Raw genomic sequence first — 17,008 nt, forward strand, 5'->3', positions numbered from 1 at the left:
AAAACTATTCGCTGCCCGTCCGGCGCTCAGTGGCGCAAAAGACTCTTGCAGATTGGCAGCAGCGATGCTCACGCAGTTGCCACATTTGCCCAATCTGAGAGCTTCATCTTCCGTGCCATTTTTCGAGGAAAGTTACGCTCTCGAACAAGCTATTGCCCCTTGGCATGACGTCATCCGAAGCTGCTCGCCTGTCCGAGAAGCCGCGAGCTCCTCGAAGAGGCCCTGACAGTCGCTTGAGCCGGAAAGCTCAGCTTAAGGTTGGTACAGCGCTGCCAAAGGGCGTCAGAACCTTGACCTCCCGTACCGGTGGTGACATCGCGTGAGCCATGTCGAACTCCTGCCGACCGGCCGTCGCCGTTGACGATGATCACCGCGACGGGACGACGCGACCCTCGACGGCTTTCACCCAATCTCCGCGGCCCCACACCCGCCGCCGGTCGTCTTTGACCGGACTGCAACGGTTCGGCCTTGCTGGTCCGCAGCGTGGCGGAGCTTCATGATATCGTGGATTATCGGCGGCTCTGCGGTTGCGGTCGCGTATCGCGACCCCACCGGCATCCCTCCGGCTGCCGCCGCACGGCAGCCGGTTCAGAAGGACAAGATCTCGCGCATGGGGGCTTATTCAGCCGAACCGGCACGACCGCCGGCGAACACGGTCGCCGAGAGGCCATCTCAAACAGCTTGAGCCAATGCAGCGATCACCCGTTTGTTCGCCTAAAGACGAACCTCTCCGCAGGCCGCGCCCATCGATCGCCAATAATCAAATCCGAGCCTGGGCCCGAGCCATTGCTCCGATCCAATGAGAAGCGCCTGGTTCTCGTCTTTCTCGCCAGCTTGTCCCTGGGGCCGACCAATTTCGCGGCGATAAACGCCGCCTCCGTCCGATTGCGGGCACAAAGCGCACGCAGGAGCGCCGCCGTATGGATCTTGCTGGTCCCTTCCGCGATGCTCAGCTCGCGCGCAATCTCCTTGTTCGACATTCCCTGGGCTAGCAGTGGAAGAATTTCGTTCTGCCGGCGAGTCAATCGCAGAGATTCCAGATTGAAGTTGACCGTCTGTTGGGGCTCGGGTCGGCTGACATCATCATCCACCAACCATCGCGGAACGTAGATGCGTCCGGAGAGCAGGTCGCCGATCGCGGACAGCAATTCCTCGTCCGACTGGAGCTTGGGCAAAAACCCATGAAAGCCAGCCGAAAGACACTTCAGTACATCCGCCCGACTGCTCGACGCCGACATGACCGCAATACGGGTCGCCGGCCTCAAATCGACAACTTCGGATAGGACCGCAAGCGCGTGATGGTTAAGACAATCCAGATCAATCAGGATTAGGTCGACACTTGTCTCCAGCTCAAAATTCTCGAGCTGTGAAGCGTCTATGACGCGCGACTTCTTGAACCGGGCTTCAATAACACCTTGGAGGCCGCTCCGATAAACACTGTGCTCATCAACAATCAGAATGACAGGCACTGCTCAAACTCCGAGCAATCCCGTACTCTTACCCGGGACTCTCACATAGATGGCAGTTCGAACGAATAATAATTACGATGGCAAAACAGGCACGGTCATAGGCTCTTAGCTCTTGGTGTCCCCTACCTCCACTCAAACGACGGCATGATCGATTGCCGCATTGCAAAAATATTATGAGGAGTTAGGGAAAAGTCAACGCATTATAGCAATGCGTTCCGAAGTCGACGCGCCAAAGGGCCGGCGTCGCCTGGAGAACACGTCAAAATTGCGTGATCATGCACCCACAATCGTCGGAACGATTTCCGGAATTGGCGTCCACCGCAGATGAGGATCCAGCTGCTCGGTGTGCTGCAGGTGCCGGAGCTCGGAAAGGCGCGTAAACGGCGCGGCATTGAAGGTCGCTTCGTCGAGCTGGATGCGCTGGAACACCCCCCTCAATTGTTGCGCGCCGCGCTGCGCATTCCATTGGCAGCGGAAATTCGGCATATGCGCCTTGATCTTCGCAAAAGAGACGCGATAGCTGCGATTGTCCGGGCCGCTGGGACCAAACGAAAGATCGCAACCGGTGAACGTGTCGTTCACGATCTCCGCGATCTCCCGCACCGTGTAGTTCTGACTTTCATCGCCGACATTGAACGCCTCGGCACAAACCGCTTCGCGCGGCGCCTCCAACGCGCACAGGATGGCCTGGCAGATGTCCTCGATGTGGACCAGCGGGCGACAGGGAGTGCCGTCGCTCATGACGCGGATTTTTCCCGTTGTGAACGCCCACCCCGAAAGATTGTTCAGGACGAGATCGAAGCGCTGTCGGGGAGACGCGCCAAACGCGGTAGCGTTACGCAGAAACACGGGCGTGAAACGGGAATCGGTCAGCTCGACAAGATCGCGCTCGACGAGAACCTTGCATCGCGCATACGCAGTCTGAGGCTCGCAAGAGGACGTCTCGGATTTCGTCTCGGCGCCGGCGGCACCATAGATGCTGCAGGAGGACGCATAGATGAACCGTTCGACACCCGCCGCCTTGCACTTGCGGGCAAATTCCACGGAGCCGCGATGATTGATCTCCATCGTGATGGCAGGATCGTTTTCTCCCAGCGGATCATTGGAAAGCTCCGCGAGGTGGACCACGGCGTCAAAGCCTTCCAGATCGGACGGTGACAGCTGCCGCGTATCGCGCGACATGACCATCGGACGCGTCCTGCCGTCATCGAACAGCCAGCCGCGGCGATAGAGGCCAGTGTCGATGCCTGTCGCATCGTAACCGCGCTCGAGCAGTCGCGGACCAAGCACAGCACCGATATATCCGTCAGCCCCAGTGAAGAGAACTCGCATCTGATTCATCTCCTCAATGAGTCGCCTGATCGGCGGTTGCGGGTTGCGATACCTTGGCGCTTCCATTCGCGGCGGAGCCCTTATTCCAGACGCACCAGGGTGGATCCCCGGCATCCCAGAGGCTCTGCAAAATGGCCTTGTCGCGCAAGGTGTCCATGTTCTGCCAGTAACCGCGGTGCCTGTAGACGGCCAGTTGATCCTGCTCGGTCAGACGGGCAAGCGGCTCGTTCTCCCAGCTCGTGCTGTCGTCGTCGATGAGATCGAGGGCCTGCGGCTCGATAACGAAAAAGCCGCCGTTGATGACCTGACCGTCGGTCGCGTCCTTCTCGCGGAAGCCGGCCGCGCGGGGACGATCAGACGAGAGATTGATGGCGCCAAATCGGCCTGGCAGCTGAACCGCGGTGACCGTCGCCAGTGCGCCCTGCTGATGGTGGAATTTGATGAGGCCGCCGATGTCGACGTCGCTGACGCCATCGCCATACGTCATGCAGAAGGTGGAGTCCCCGAGATGCTCGCGCACCCGTTTGACCCGCCCGCCGGTCATCGTCTTCTCTCCGGTATCGACCAGCGTCACTTTCCAGGGCTCCGTACCGCTCCGATGCATCTCAATGCGGTTGCGCTGGAGATCGATCGTGAAGTCAACCTGATGGGACAAATAGCTCATGAAGTAGTCCTTGATCACGGTGCCCTTATAGCCGCAGCAGATCACGAAGTCGTTCAGGCCGTGATGGGAATACAGCTTCATGATGTGCCACAGGATCGGACGACCGCCGATCTCGACCAGAGGCTTCGGTACCACAGAAGTATGCTCGCTCAATCGCGTGCCGTAGCCACCGGCGAGGATAACAACCTTCATAGGGATCTCCTGTGCTGGGTTCCCCACCGAAACATGCATAGCTGCAGTTTCGGATGGCGCAGCCTGGACCGTAGGTCGCTGGGGCACGATCAAGTTGATGATCGTCAACTCGGGAGGGCGATATCGAACCGTGCACCGCCCTGTCGCGACGCGTTCACCAGCGCGACGATTTGACGTTCATCAACTTGCCGATCGGCGCCACCGATATTCGAGGATCGAGGCGGACGCCCGCCACCCAAGCGGAAAGCGCGATGACATCGGTCGGCGACAAGTGGGAAGCGGCGAAGGGCAGGCCCGCGGGCTTCGATCTCTTGCGTATCTCGTTATCGGTCGCCGTCATCCTCTGGCACTCGGTCGCGGTCTGCTACGGCTTGCCCGCCGAACAATGGTTCTACGGCGGCCCATTGAAGCCTGTGGTCTGGGTTATCGTTCCCGCCTTTTTTGCTCTCAGCGGATTCCTCGTTGCCGGAAGCCTCGAGCGAAACAGCCTTCCGGCATTCGTCACTTTGCGGGTCATCAGGATATTCCCTGCCTTGACGGCGGAAGTCCTGATCTCTGCCGTTCTGATCGGCCCGCTCTTCACGGATCTCGCTTTGTCGCAATATTTCACCGACACGGACTTCTTCCGTTACTTTCTCAATACGATCGGTGACATTCACTTCTATCTGCCGGGTGTCTTTTCCGACCTACCCGTACCAAACATGGTGAACAGCCAGCTTTGGACCGTCCCGCACGAACTCGAATGCTATGTTGTCATCAGCGTGGCCGCGCTGATCGGCCTGACGAAACGGCACCGGCTCTTCCTGTTCGCAGTCCTGTTCGTCGTCATCGCGATGGCGTTGCGAGACATTGTGGGGGCGAAGCCCGCCTCGCCCGCCGCGCCGCCGGGCCGGATGCTGGTTCTCGCCTTCCTGTGCGGAGTGGCGCTGTTCCTGAATCGAACTCGGATTGTGTATTCGCGCTGGCGGCTATTGATCAGCCTGGTTGGCTTCGCTGCTTCCGTGCTCGCCTCCAGCCGCGCCGGGGAGGATCTCGCCGCACTCTTCGTCAGTTATTTCACGGTGTATCTCGGACTGCTCAATTTCAAGATTGGACCTGTCACCCGAGTGGCCGACTACTCGTACGGCATCTATCTCTACGGATTTCCCGTCCAGCAAACGATGGCCGAGCTGCTGCCGAACCACCGCATCTGGTACGTCAATTTTGGCCTCAGCCTTGCCGTGACTTCGATATTCGCGATTGCATCCTGGCACCTGCTCGAATCCAGGGTTATGGCGGAAAAGAAACCGATCCTGGCGTTCGTTTCCGTACTCGCGGATCGCTCGCGGTACATGCTCCTCACCGCGTGGAGCTCGCTGTTTCGCCGGCCCGCGTGAGCCCGCACAGCACCTTCCAAGCCGACGGCTCCGTCCACTCATCCAGCCGGCGTCGGGCAACCGGAAACCATGAGGACCAGGAGCCCCGCTGCCTCAGGACCTCGAGATGCGGCGGCTCAGTCGGCGAAGCAGGCCAATGCGACCGTAAGCTGCCGGATCGGGGCCGATCCTTCCATCATGCCGGTCGAGCCTCGAAATGACGGCGTGATCATCGCTGGTCAACTCGAACCCGAACAAGTCGATGTTCTCGGCCATACGGGCCACATTCGCTGACTTCGGTATCGCGATTGTGCCATTTTCGAGGTGCCAGCGAAGCACGATCTGCGCAGGCGAACGGCCGCACCGTTCCGCAATGGCCGATATCCTCGGGTCGGCGAGAGCCGCGCCCTGCCCGAGCGGACTCCACGCCTGCGTCACGATGCCATAGCGCTCGTGGATGTTCCGCAGCTCGCGCTGCTGGAACGCTGGATGCAGCTCAATCTGGTTCACCGCCGGTACGACGCCACTCTCGTGGATGATTCGCTCCAGATGATCGGCCACGAAGTTCGATACGCCGATCGACCGGACGCATCCCTGTTTTCGGAGCTCGACGAGCGCGCGCCAGGTCTCGAGATAAGCGCCCTGTTGTGGGCATGGCCAATGGATCAGATAGAGATCGACGATGTCGACCTGCAATCTCGCTGCGCTCGCCTCGAACGCCCGCATCGTCCGGTCGTATCCCTGATCCTCGTTGCGAAGCTTGGTCGTGATGTAGAACTGGTTTCTTGCCCGTCTGAGGGCCGTGCCAACGCCGCTCTCGTTCCCATAACCCGCAGCCGTGTCGATCAAACGATAACCAGCGTTGATCGCGGATGTGACGACCTCCGGCGCGATCGCGTTGTCGATCTGCCAGACCCCGAGGCCGAGTTGAGGCAGTGCCTGGCCGTCGTTCAACAGAACCATCGGGACTTGCGCTGCAGCTGCAGCGAGGTGCTCCTGCGGCGGCTCTGCTTGCCTCGGCGCCATTCCAAAAGCAGTCGTAGCCGGCCCAGCCACGCCACGATCGGACGCCAAGGCGTATGGCATGGAGGCAATCACTGCCGATTGGAAAGCGCGCCCACCTGCCCAACTGCGAACCATCACGGCCTTCAGCCAGTCACGGACGGCCGGCGTACGGCTTTCGAACATAAAATAGAAGATGGTCGCCGTGAGCAGGCACGACAGGATGAAACTTGCGTTGAGTCCGACCGAGGCGAAGGTGAATTCCTGGCGATCACTGGCGGCTGTGGCGTTCAGGAGCAGCAGGATCGGATAATGAATCGCATAAAGGGAAAAGCTGAACTTTGCGAGCTCCCTGCCGGCGTGAAGAAATGAGGGCAGCGATACCTTCAGATGGTCTATGGCGACAATGACTGCGGTTGTGCCCAATCCGACCGCCATGCTGAACGCGGCCCATTGCGGGAAGAGGCCCTTCATTGTGAGAAGATACAGTCCCGTTGCACTCAACAGGAAGCAGCAGCACCACGCCCAGGCCGGCGCAACCACCGCGTAGGCGATCACGCCGAGGCACCAGATGAAAAAGAAGAAGATGAACTTCAGACCCACATGCGTGCCGCTGGCGTCGTGATGCTCTGCGAGCGCAAACAGCCCGAAGACGACGACGATCATTGCGACGTAAGCTGGCTTCTTGCGCACCGAGATCAGCGCAAAAAACAGCACATAGTACCAGAATTCGTTCGACAGGCTCCAGAGGGCGGCATTTCCCGCGAATTCCGAACAGGCTATCGACTGGAGAAACAGGCCGTTGCAGATCGCGGCCGCCGCACTGACAGGCGCGCGGAAAATGAGCGCACTGTTATAGACATCCTGGTGCGAGGACACGTAGGTCTGCCACCCCGTCGACTGCCGTGTCGAGATGTACAGGCAAAAGGATATCGTCAGCGCCGGCAGGAGAACGAGGTAGAGACGCGATAGGCGCGCGGAGAAATAATCGACGGCGTTCAGCCGTCCTTGCGAGCTTCTGACCAAGGCAGGCCCACCGACGAGATACCCGCTCAGGACGAAGAACACGAGGACGGCCGCGGGGCCATTCGCGCTGATTGCCCACAGCAAGGAATAGACCGCTCTGATTGCCGGACCGTAACTCTCGTCCGGCAGCTTCTCCATGAACATCAGCTGATAGGAATGGAATGCCAGGACTTCGACTGCCGCGAGGCCGCGTGCGAGATCGAGCCAATCCGACACGACATTCGAAATTCCGGTCTGTGCGCGAAAGCCGATCACGTGATGCCTTCCGTCTCGAACCACTTCGAACCACCGAAAAGACGCCAGCCTTCCCGCTTAATCCCGAGCTTTCCAGTCGAGTTGACGATGCTCAATAATGAGCGGTCCAGCGGCGGCAGACGCGAATACCTCTCGTCGCAGGGATGGCGAGGATCGCATTCGTCAGGAGATGCCGATGCGCGAAGTTTCAAATGTCAGAGGAGCCATGCGGCACACCGAGGCAGGACAATTCGACGCAATGCGCCCAACATGCGACCAGCCCACGACGCACGAAAGACGAAAACAAGCGGTATTTCCTCGCGATAGCGGCGGTGGCAATTAAACAGGCCTTGCTGCCTCTTGAGGCAGATATCGCGATGATCCAGCAATGATGGAGGAGTGCCTCAGTGCTACCCCATTCCGCAACAAATCAATCACATTGACGACAGATTCTGTTGCAAGCGTTAACCCTGTTGCAGGGTCGCTGCTTGTGACAGTCGCTGCTCGAAATGAGTGCAATCACGTGAAGCTACGTGGATTTCATTGCGCCTCGTTGATTGAACTTTATCGCAGCTTAGTTCATCCTTTCGGGAAAGGCTCAGAGTGATTCGGCAAGTCCGATTTCGTAATGCGAGTTAATGGCCGCAGGGCGTCCGGCCGATTCTTGCACCTGTCGAGTATCAGCAGAAACAGCGTTTGGTAGGCGCGAACGACGTGACGTCGGCGCGCCTTCTGGCCTCGCAATCCGCGGTCAGCCTTGAGTGCTGTCTCACATCCAAAAAATCGAAAGACTGGGAAGGTGAAATGGGGATTTCGTTATCAGACCTGATCAAACAGAACACGCTCGGGCAGAGCGAGGCGTTTCCTGCCGGTGTTCCGCACAGCTACAGTTGGTACAAGGGTTGGAATCCCGGCGGTCAGATGACACCGCCGGCCGGCTTCACCGCGGTGGAAGGCTGGGGCCAGGTCTATACGGAAGAAGGTGCTCCTGCTGCGTCTCCAAGCGCTGACGTCGAAGTCGCCAACGCAGTCACCTACGTGCACATCAAGGAGACCGGTCAGTGGGTGCTGGTCCAGGACCAGTCGAAGCTTGGCATCGGCGGTGGCCATTTCGTCTCTGACTTCGCGGGTAATTCGGCATACCCGATGACTGTGACCCGCCTGTCGAACGGAGCAGCGAGCTTTGATGCGCCGACGACCGGATACAACGATCATTTCTGGTATGGATCGCGCGGCACCTACGCGGCCGGTACGGTCGACGGCGTCTACGTCCAGATGGACATGAGAACGACCGACGCCAACGCGAAGCTGGTGGGCATGGTCGGCGTGGACTGGTGGCGCAACGCCACGGCACCATTTCTTGCCGACCACAGCAATAATCCAGGTGTCGGAGGCAGCAACTGGATTGAGCTTTCGACCCAGTGGAAGACGATCGGCTACTATTCCCTGAGCACTACGGCGTTCCAGGCAGACTTGCCGCCGCCGCTGCTTGGGTCTCCTCAAACGCCCCCGGTCATGTCTCCCGACACGTTGGCTCCGGCAGCGCCCACGATAGCGACGATTTCGCCGGACACGGGTACCACCGGAGACAAGATCACCAACGCCAAGCAATTGACGTTGAGCGGAACGGCTGAGGCGGGCAGCACCATCAAGGTGCTTGAAGGCTCCACCGTGGTCGGCACGACCAAAGCCGGTACAAGTGGCAGCTGGAGCCTGACCACGGCCCAATTGTCGGACGGCAATCACGCCTTCACCGCAACCGCCACGGACGCGGCGGGCAACGTCAGTCGCACATCCGCTTCGCTCAGCATGCGCGTGGATACGCTGGCGCCGGCGGCCCCCACGATCACGGCACCGGGTGCTGTTACCGCCGCGGCCAAGACGACGAACACCGGGCAGTTGACGTTGAGCGGCGCGGCGGAAGCCGGCAGCACGGTCAAGGTCGTCGAGGGAACGATCGTGATTGGCACGGCCACTTCTGACGCGAGCGGCGCCTGGAGCCTGACAACGGGCCAATTGGCGGCCGGCAGCCACGCTTTTGCAGCGATGGCCACTGACGCCGCGGGTAACGTCAGCACGAAATCTGCTGCCCTGAACGTGACCGTGGGCGGCCCCGTCACTTCGCCACCGGCAGATGGCAAGAACCTGCTGGTCAACGGATCGTTCGAGGCAACGACTCTCGCGCCCTTCGCCGACGGCCGTTGGGGTGCGTTCCAGTCGGTGGCGGGCTGGACTGCGATCTCCGGCGGAACGATCGAACTCTGGAACAACCTCGGTGGCGTCCAGGCGACCGACGGCGGCAATTTTGGCGAGCTCGACTATGCCGGTGCGCGAGATGGATTCTACCAGGACGTGAAGACCGTCGCCGGACAAACTTACCAACTGTCTTTCGATGCTCGCTCGCGACCCGGTTTCACCGGCGCGACCTGCTCGATCGAGATATTGTGGAATAACTCGGTCATTGCGACCGTCCCGCCCGGTAGCACCTGGGACACCTACGACTTCAACGTCGTAGGCACCGGCGGCAATGATCGCCTGACCTTCCGCGAAGTCGTCAGCCAGGGCAGCGACGGCCTCGGTGCCATGTACGACAACATCCAGCTCACCGCCACGGCGAAGCCGGTCGATCCACCGCCGCAGTCAGCGGACAAGAACCTTCTGGTGAACGGATCGTTCGAATCCTCTTCGCTGGGGCCCCTCCTCGACGGCCGCTGGGGTGCCTTCGATGCCATTCCAGGCTGGCACGCCATCAGTGGCGGAACCATCGAGCTCTGGAACAATCTGAATGGCGTGAAGGCAACCGACGGCGTCAATTTCGGCGAACTGGACTACGCTGGGGCCCGCGACGGACTTTACCAGGATGTGAAAACCGTGGCCGGGCAGCAGTACGTTCTTTCCCTCGACGCGCGTTCGCGGCCGGGGTTCACAAGCTCGACCTGCTCGATCGAAGTGCTCTGGAACGGCTCGGTCGTCGGAGTGGTACCGCCGGACGGCACGTGGAAGAACTACGATTTCACGGTGACCGGCACGGGCGGACAGGACCGCGTGACGTTCCGCGAAGTTGCGGGCCAGAGCAGTGACGGGCTCGGTGCGCTCTACGACAACGTGTCTTTGGTTGCAAAGCCGGCAGGCTCTGCCTCAGCGTCGCTGCTCAGCACTGCAAACCAGGCGGTCGCGTTGATGAGCCAATATAGTGCGACCGATGCGACCACAACCAGCGCAGTGACGAACGGGCCGCTTGTAACCGACCCGAACGCTTCACTCGCGCAGACGCTCTCCTTGCCCGCCCAACACTAGCTTTCCGGCGACGGGATAGAACCAAGTTCCGGGGCCCCGTTTTTCACGGCGCCCCGTTTTTGCTTCGAGAGACGGAATTGATAGCCGTCAACTCGGCCCGACCTGCCGCAGTTTAGATGACCCCGGGCGCGCCCAGAATGATGCCGTTCGCCGTCCATGACGCCTTTGCGCGATCTCACACGTGGAAGGAGCCGGCCGTGCATCCGAGCAATTCTACTTCCGATCGGAAACTAGGTCGGGCGAGATCAAGCGCCTCATGGCAATTGACGCGGCGACACGTCGGATGATCCCAAATCCCACGGCAAATTCGGCAAACATCGTGGAGTTTCCCCCGCCCAATCATGCCGGTGCGGCCGCCGATCGCGCGCTTCCAGCCGCGACAGGCCATCCTTACGTGACGATCGCAATTCCGACGTATAACCGGGCCGCACTCCTGAAGGGATGCATCGTATCGGCGCTGGCGCAGACCTACCCTCATTTCGAGGTTCTCGTTTCGAACAATGCGTCGCCGGACGATACCGCACGGATCCTGGGCGAATTCAGCGATCCGCGGCTGCGCGTCATCACCCAGGAAACGAACATCGGCCTGCTTCCGAACTGGAATGCATGCGTCGCGAATGCCCGCGGCGATTACATCATTCTCGTCTCCGATGACGACAGAATCATGCCTTCTCTGCTCGAGCGATGCGTCGCCCTCATCGAACAACAGCCGCAACTTCCAGTCGTCATCACGCTGAGCAATCTGCATGCGGCCTCGCTCGGCCAGACGCGCCCTCCGCGCGCCAGCCGGACTCTCGATACCGGCGTCTGGGACGGAGCCACGATTCTGAATGCATTCCTGACCGACCAGATTACCGTCAATGTATGCGGCGTGACGATGAACATCGACCTCCTGCGCGAGCGTGGCGGCATCCCGCTGGATCTGCCGCACACCGCCGACGTTGCCGCATGGGCACCACTGCTTCTTCTCGGCAAGGCCGGTCTCGTCAACGAAGCTTGCGCGACCTACACCTATCACGACGATTCCGAGACGGCTCGACTGGGAGTGGAACAGCTGCTGGAGGACGGTCGCAAGGTCGCCGATCTGATCGCGCACACCGCGGAATCCTGTGTGCAGGACATGCAGCTGCGCAAGACCATCCAGCTCCAGGCCAGGCGCTGCTTTGCACGTCGGGGACTGATCACGTTGACGGATTTCCGCAAGGGCGGTGCGAGCATCGCGGAGATGGCGAGCGTGGCTTGGCAGTTCCGCCGGGATTTTCGCGGCGTAAGCCTGCAAGCCATCCTTCGCTTCGTTGCTGTCGCCCTTTGTCCTCCGCTTCTCGCCGCCCGCCTGCGTCGCTTGAGGCGCGGCACCGCCGAACAACTCGCTTGACGGCACGAACCTGGCCGGCCGCCAGCGAATTCTGCAGGGCCGGCACAGTCGGCCACGATTGACCGGCCTAAACCGTTATTGATGCCTCTCAAATTCGTCCGGCTCTCGCGCCCTAGGCTGCCCGGGAGTCGTTGATTGCCGATCGAGCGGACAGGACGCGAAAGAGCGCGATGGTGGTTTTTTATGCCTGATTCACTGCCCGCATCATGAGCACAACAGCGTTGCCTGCTTCATCCAGACGCCTTCTCGTCGATCTCATGGTCATGGCCATGCGGGCGAGCGTCATGGGTTGCAAATTCGGCCTCGCGCTGTTCATCGCCCGCTATCTCGACCTGTCGTCGCTGGGTCTCTATGGCCTCGCCGCCGGCGCGATCGCAGCCGTCCCGATCGTGGTCAATCTTGGTATGAACCACCTGCTCATGCGCGACGCCGTCACGGCCTCTACCGACGACATGATCGACAGCATGCGCCACTATTGGGGCTTCGTGGGCTTCGCGTACACGACTCTTCTGACGATCGCGGCGCTGGTAACCGTCCTCCTCGGCACCACGTCTCTCTGGATCCTCATCGTCGCCGTGATCGCGTTCGAGCACGTGGGCAACGACATTTTCTACCTCCTTTCCAGCTTGCAGCGCCACGTCTGGGCAAACGCCATCGGCTTCATTCGTGGCGCGGCCTGGATTCTCGTCTTTGTCCCGCTCGCCATCTGGGACACCAGCTTCAGATCGCTTCCGCATCTGTTCGGCTTCTGGCTGGTGGGAGGCGCCGCCTCAGTGGGACTGTTCGCCCTCCTGAGCCGGTCATGGCCATGGCTGGCATCCTTTTCCCGTCCGTTCCGGGTTGCCGTGATCACCGACGCGATCCGCAGGTCCTATCTGATGCTGTTGAGCGACCTCGGATTCATTACGAGTCAATATATCGACCGTTACCTGATCACACTGTTCCTGGGCCTGAAAGTCGCCGGCGTCTACTTCCTTTTCTGGACGGTCGGCAGTTCCGCAACCACCTTCCTGGCTCTGGTCCTGCAACAGAAGCAGCGCCCATCGCTGATCAGCGCATATCGGACCAGCGGCCCCTCGGCGCATCGTCAGCTGGCCTGGCGTTTCCTGCAGACGACGGCGCTCGCGACCGCTGCGCTCAGCACGGCGGTTGGATTCACATTCCAGGTGCTTCTGCCTTGGGTTGCCCCACAGCCAGCCCTCATCGCCCAACTGTCGGCATTCTGGCTGATCGTGGCGGGACTGGCCGTTCGTTACATGGCCGATTTCGGAGCCTTGGCCTTGTTTACGGCGCATCTTGACCGTCTGACGACGGTCACGAACCTCGCCTCGGTCGGCGTACTTGTACTGGCGCAATTGGCGCTGTTGCCCATCGCTGGGCTCCATGGCGCCGGAGCGGCAATCCTCCTGGCCTCGCTCATCATGACCTTGTGGCGCTACTGGCTGCTGTTCGGCTTCCCTGTCTCGAACGTCCATTCCCGCCGGGCGGGCGTCTAGTTCAGAGGTTCAGAGCGTTCCCGGGAATGTTCAGCCGTCAGGGACGGCTGACACCGCCGGCATATTTGGTCCGCCTGAATACGCAGTCGACCTCGAGCAACGATGCGGGATCCCGGGTGTAATAAGTCACCGGGCGCAACTGGCTCAGCGTAAAGCCAGCCTCTCGCATGAAGCAGAGTGCTTCATCGAACTTCCAGGTGTCCTCATAGAGATGGATCAGGGGCAATTCGAGCTGAACGCCAAGCAGGTTATGAAGCGAGTTTGCGCCTCCACGCAGGACGCTCTGCTCGAACCCCTGCGTATCGACCTTCAGGAACACGCGCTCGCCGGCGAATTCCGCGAACATCGAGTCAAGCGTGGCGATCGGGACTTGGTCGACGCGAACCACTTGGGATTCGTAGATGCTGGCGCGACCGATCTCCGTTTGGCTGACGATCGAGCTCATCGCGGAGTTCTTGCTCACGTTGATCTGGATGATGCCATTGGCGTCACCAAGCGCAGTATTCCGGCACTCCCATTTCTGGTCGGCGGCGCACCTTTTCTCGAGACTCTTGAACACGTCAACCACAGGCTCGAAGGAGACGATCTTGCCCGAATAACCCTGCGATCTGAGATCCTGCCCGAACTGGCCTTCGTTCGCACCGACGTCGAGAACAAGGTTTACAGAGCGGGATTGGAGAAACTCCGTCAAATTCGGATGATGACGGCGAATCTCGTATCCAGCTGCTCTGACGAACGATTTCAGTCGATCCTTCACCATCATGTCTCTGCTCCTGTCGGGTTCAGTCAAGTTCGACCAGGTGGTCGATATCGCGTGTGGGTGGGACAGACGGCTCACCGCCAGCCGAATTGGCTTCGCCGCCATCTCAGGAGCGGCGACACAATTGCCCTGCCCAGTTGGGTCCGCCGCAGCCCAACCTTCACCAGGTCCAGGGCCGGCGACGGAAGGGGGGGCATCAGATCGTCGCGCGTGAAGAAGACTCCATCGCCCTGATCGAGATCGCATTCGGCAGCCTCTCTCACGCGATCGCGCCAGGAGGCGAGCTCATGCTGCGGCGTTGGAGCGCTGTCCGCCCAGTCAGGCTGAAGACCCTTCGCAAGCACCCGATTTGCCTCGTGCTTGAACAGCCCCGGCTGCTGTTGACGGATCGCAAGCCGCTTGGATATCTGGGCCGGCGAGCGGTATGGAAAGTGCTTCAACCGTATCCGTGACGGATATGTGCGTCCGCGATTATGTGGCCAGATCAGTCCGCCCCAGCGGAGATCGCGCCGATGACGGACGAAACGCGGCTCGCTCCAATTGTTCTGATAATATCTGAGGCGCTCCTGCACAGGGCGGGCGAGCCATTCCGCCGGGTTTTCCTCGTAATTCCTCAAATCGGCATCCGTGAAGTAGAAATTCATCGTCGCCGAGAGAACGAAGCCGTAGTTCTGGGGCACGTCCTTGAGGAATCGGGCCGGATGATCGATGAAGAACTCGTCGGAATCGAGCCTGCACCACCAGTCTCCCGGAGAAGCAACGTGGCGTCGCGTTTCAAATATGTCTCCACGGAGTTCGTCGGTAAACGTCCTGTCGTCGTGGCCAACGAGCTCGATTCTGGGGTGGCAATTGGCGAGATCCTGGAGCGTCTCCCAGGTCCCATCGACACTTCCGTTGTCAAAGACAAAGATCCGATCGCTCCACCCAAGAGCCGCCTTCAGCGTCTCCTCGACAATGTCATTCTCGTCTCGAACGCAGCAAATGCTGAATATCTTCATGTCGCGGATCACCCTTTGTACCGGCGACGGCTACCAACGCATCAGGTGGCACTCACGCGCACGGCACACTGCGTTCATCCCTTGAGCGGCGGCATTCTGGACGATCGCGCAGTGCCGGCGCCGTTGTCCTCGTAGTCAGCCCACCCGGCTGGATAGAGCCCCCTCACCCGATCTCCTCTTTGGGCGGCCATCAACAGATTCGTGACCTGATCCTGATCCGCAACCGCGGTGGCCTGGCTTGACGCTGGAGACATGGTGCTCTTGGCAATCTCGGGACCGAAAATGCCGCCCAGACCGAGCAGAATTCCGCCAGCAATCGCCAGTGCGACGAGTTGCGAGACTTGCGGGAACACCGGGGCCGTCGGCGTTATCGCCTTCTGCACCACTCTAAGAGAGGAGAGCTGGCTCTTCTTGGCGACCTCAGAGCTGATCTGCTCTTCGAGAATACGAGTCGCGTACTGAGCGGCAGCCGACGATGCGGTTGTGAGAACCCGCTTCAATCTTCCGTATTCCGCCTCTTTCGCAGCGAGCGACGCCAGCTCCTTGTTCACTTTCTCGAGCTCGGTGCCGAGCTGATTGAGGAGTTCCGTCTGACCATTGAGTTCGGCATTCAGCTTCATCAGTGATGCCATGTTGTCCTGGTAGACCTTGATCAGAAGCAACGGCGGCTGTTCCTCAAACTGATCCGGCGGCTTTGCGACCGGATCAAGCGCTTTGCGGGTATCTTGCCCTCCGAGCGTGGTCACCATCCGGCTGACGGTCTTGTTCTGTGCAACTGGCCGCAAGATCGACAGCTGATCGGCGATCGACAATTTCTGTCCCTTCTTGTCCTCGATCGTTCCTCGCGTCGTGGCAATCTGCGCAGAAAGGTCGCTGGCTCGTTTGAGAAGCAATTGCCGCTGGTCGTCGACGGCATAAATCGAGGCCTCGACGGAAAAGCGCTTCAGGTCCGCAGCCGCGACCTCGGCTTCCTCCTCCAGCCGTTTCGTTTGTGCCTGGAAAAACTCCTGAGCGCCCGGCATTTGCACGTCGAGGCTTTGCACGGTGACCAACGCGTTGGCGAGCTCGTTCAGATAGCTCGCGGCGATCACCGGGTCCTTGTGGCGAAACGTTATCTTCAGTAGATCCGAGCGCCCTTCCTGTTTCGCATTCACCCGGTCCCGCAAGCTGAGAATGCCCGCCTGGTTGCGCTCGATGTCCTCTTCCGTTTCGTCAACCGGATTCGCCTGCGCCTTCTGGTCTGCAGATTCCCTGGTGAATACGTCCCGAAGATCGATCTCCCTTCCCCATGCCATGAATCTGGCCAGAAGCGTCGGATTCGAGTCGGCCGATAGCCTCTCGTAGCCGACGTTCTTCGCCGCTTCGAGGATGACCTGATCGATCTTGGCGATGCGCGACAGGGATTCCATTCGGCTTTGGAGGTCGACGCCCTCTCCGAATGGCGAGGTCGCCGCATTCGTGGCAGATCGCTCCTTGATGCCCTGCCCGGCACGAAGCAGGACATAGGCTTCATAGCGGTCGCCAACCGCAGCGTAGTACAGAAAGGCCGCGCCGGACGTCAGCAACAAGCACAGATAGATGACCCATTGCCGACGCCACAACAGACCGAATGCACTGGCCAATACACTGCTCGTGCCACGTTCCACGGTTGACTCCAATTCTTGTGACAGCCCACGGTCCACCCAAGCGCTCGGGCGGGTATTGACGACCGTCAACTCAGACCCGGCAATTGCCGACATGTTGATCCGACAGATCGGTGCCGGATAGGGCGCTCCCGTTCGAAGGGACGACGCGGAACCGAAAGGTCA

11 protein-coding genes and 1 pseudogene are annotated in these 17,008 nt (G+C 60.2%); 4 read left to right on the forward strand and 8 right to left on the reverse strand.

The window, feature by feature from the left end; translation table 11 throughout:
* Window positions 1–698: 698 nt before the first annotated feature.
* The 3 genes from AB7535_RS23250 to rfbF all read right to left on the reverse strand — a co-directional run bounded on the left by AB7535_RS23250 (window position 699) and on the right by rfbF (window position 3,657).
* A complete protein-coding gene (locus tag AB7535_RS23250; protein ID WP_354134215.1) occupies window positions 699–1,469 on the reverse strand; it encodes a response regulator transcription factor in 771 nt (256 codons plus the stop codon).
* Window positions 1,470–1,742: 273 nt separating this feature from the next.
* Window positions 1,743–2,801 (reverse strand): NAD-dependent epimerase/dehydratase family protein, encoded by a 1,059-nt coding sequence (locus AB7535_RS23255; protein ID WP_439036963.1) that lies wholly within the window; start codon window positions 2,799–2,801, stop codon window positions 1,743–1,745.
* A 13-nt stretch (window positions 2,802–2,814) separates the two neighbouring features.
* Window positions 2,815–3,657, reverse strand: coding sequence for a glucose-1-phosphate cytidylyltransferase (gene rfbF, locus AB7535_RS23260; protein WP_354134217.1), 843 nt, complete (start codon window positions 3,655–3,657; stop codon window positions 2,815–2,817).
* Window positions 3,658–3,827: 170 nt separating this feature from the next.
* Here rfbF and AB7535_RS23265 point away from each other — a divergent pair, with 170 nt between their 5' ends.
* The gene (locus tag AB7535_RS23265; RefSeq protein WP_439035295.1) at window positions 3,828–5,033 is read left to right on the forward strand and encodes an acyltransferase family protein; all 1,206 of its coding nucleotides are present in this window, start codon (window positions 3,828–3,830) and stop codon (window positions 5,031–5,033) included.
* Between the two features lie 93 nt (window positions 5,034–5,126).
* Here AB7535_RS23265 and AB7535_RS23270 read toward each other — a convergent pair whose 3' ends face one another.
* Together AB7535_RS23270 and AB7535_RS23275 are read right to left on the reverse strand one after the other, a co-directional pair.
* Window positions 5,127–6,038 (reverse strand): aldo/keto reductase, encoded by a 912-nt coding sequence (locus tag AB7535_RS23270; protein WP_049802953.1) that lies wholly within the window; start codon window positions 6,036–6,038, stop codon window positions 5,127–5,129.
* A 192-nt stretch (window positions 6,039–6,230) separates the two neighbouring features.
* Window positions 6,231–7,319 (reverse strand): annotated as a pseudogene (locus tag AB7535_RS23275) (acyltransferase family protein); the annotation flags it as partial.
* Window positions 7,320–7,988: 669 nt separating this feature from the next.
* On the opposite strand from AB7535_RS23275, the gene AB7535_RS23280 reads away from it, so the two are divergent.
* The 3 genes from AB7535_RS23280 (at window position 7,989) to AB7535_RS23290 (ending at window position 13,442) form a co-directional block, all read left to right on the forward strand.
* Window positions 7,989–10,571 (forward strand): Ig-like domain-containing protein, encoded by a 2,583-nt coding sequence (locus tag AB7535_RS23280; protein WP_439035296.1) that lies wholly within the window; start codon window positions 7,989–7,991, stop codon window positions 10,569–10,571.
* Window positions 10,572–10,890: 319 nt separating this feature from the next.
* The gene (locus AB7535_RS23285; RefSeq protein ID WP_439036964.1) at window positions 10,891–11,946 is read left to right on the forward strand and encodes a glycosyltransferase family 2 protein; all 1,056 of its coding nucleotides are present in this window, start codon (window positions 10,891–10,893) and stop codon (window positions 11,944–11,946) included.
* Between the two features lie 206 nt (window positions 11,947–12,152).
* Window positions 12,153–13,442, forward strand: a complete 1,290-nt coding sequence (locus AB7535_RS23290) for a lipopolysaccharide biosynthesis protein (protein ID WP_439036965.1) — start codon at window positions 12,153–12,155, stop codon at window positions 13,440–13,442.
* A 37-nt stretch (window positions 13,443–13,479) separates the two neighbouring features.
* On the opposite strand, the gene AB7535_RS23295 is transcribed toward AB7535_RS23290, so the two are convergent.
* From AB7535_RS23295 to AB7535_RS23305, 3 genes are all read right to left on the reverse strand, one after another.
* Entirely contained in the window at window positions 13,480–14,307 is an 828-nt protein-coding gene (locus tag AB7535_RS23295) for an FkbM family methyltransferase (protein WP_439036966.1), read from the reverse strand.
* On the reverse strand, window positions 14,277–15,200 hold the full coding sequence (locus tag AB7535_RS23300; RefSeq protein WP_439035299.1) for a glycosyltransferase family 2 protein: 924 nt from the start codon (window positions 15,198–15,200) through the stop codon (window positions 14,277–14,279). The genes AB7535_RS23295 and AB7535_RS23300 overlap by 31 nt, the downstream gene beginning before the upstream one ends.
* A 74-nt stretch (window positions 15,201–15,274) precedes the next feature.
* On the reverse strand, window positions 15,275–16,846 hold the full coding sequence (locus AB7535_RS23305) for a hypothetical protein (RefSeq protein WP_439035300.1): 1,572 nt from the start codon (window positions 16,844–16,846) through the stop codon (window positions 15,275–15,277).
* Window positions 16,847–17,008: the final 162 nt, after the last annotated feature.

Origin of the sequence: Bradyrhizobium sp. 956_D2_N1_4 (assembly GCF_052076025.1) — a bacterium.
Classification (GTDB): domain Bacteria; phylum Pseudomonadota; class Alphaproteobacteria; order Rhizobiales; family Xanthobacteraceae; genus Bradyrhizobium; species Bradyrhizobium barranii.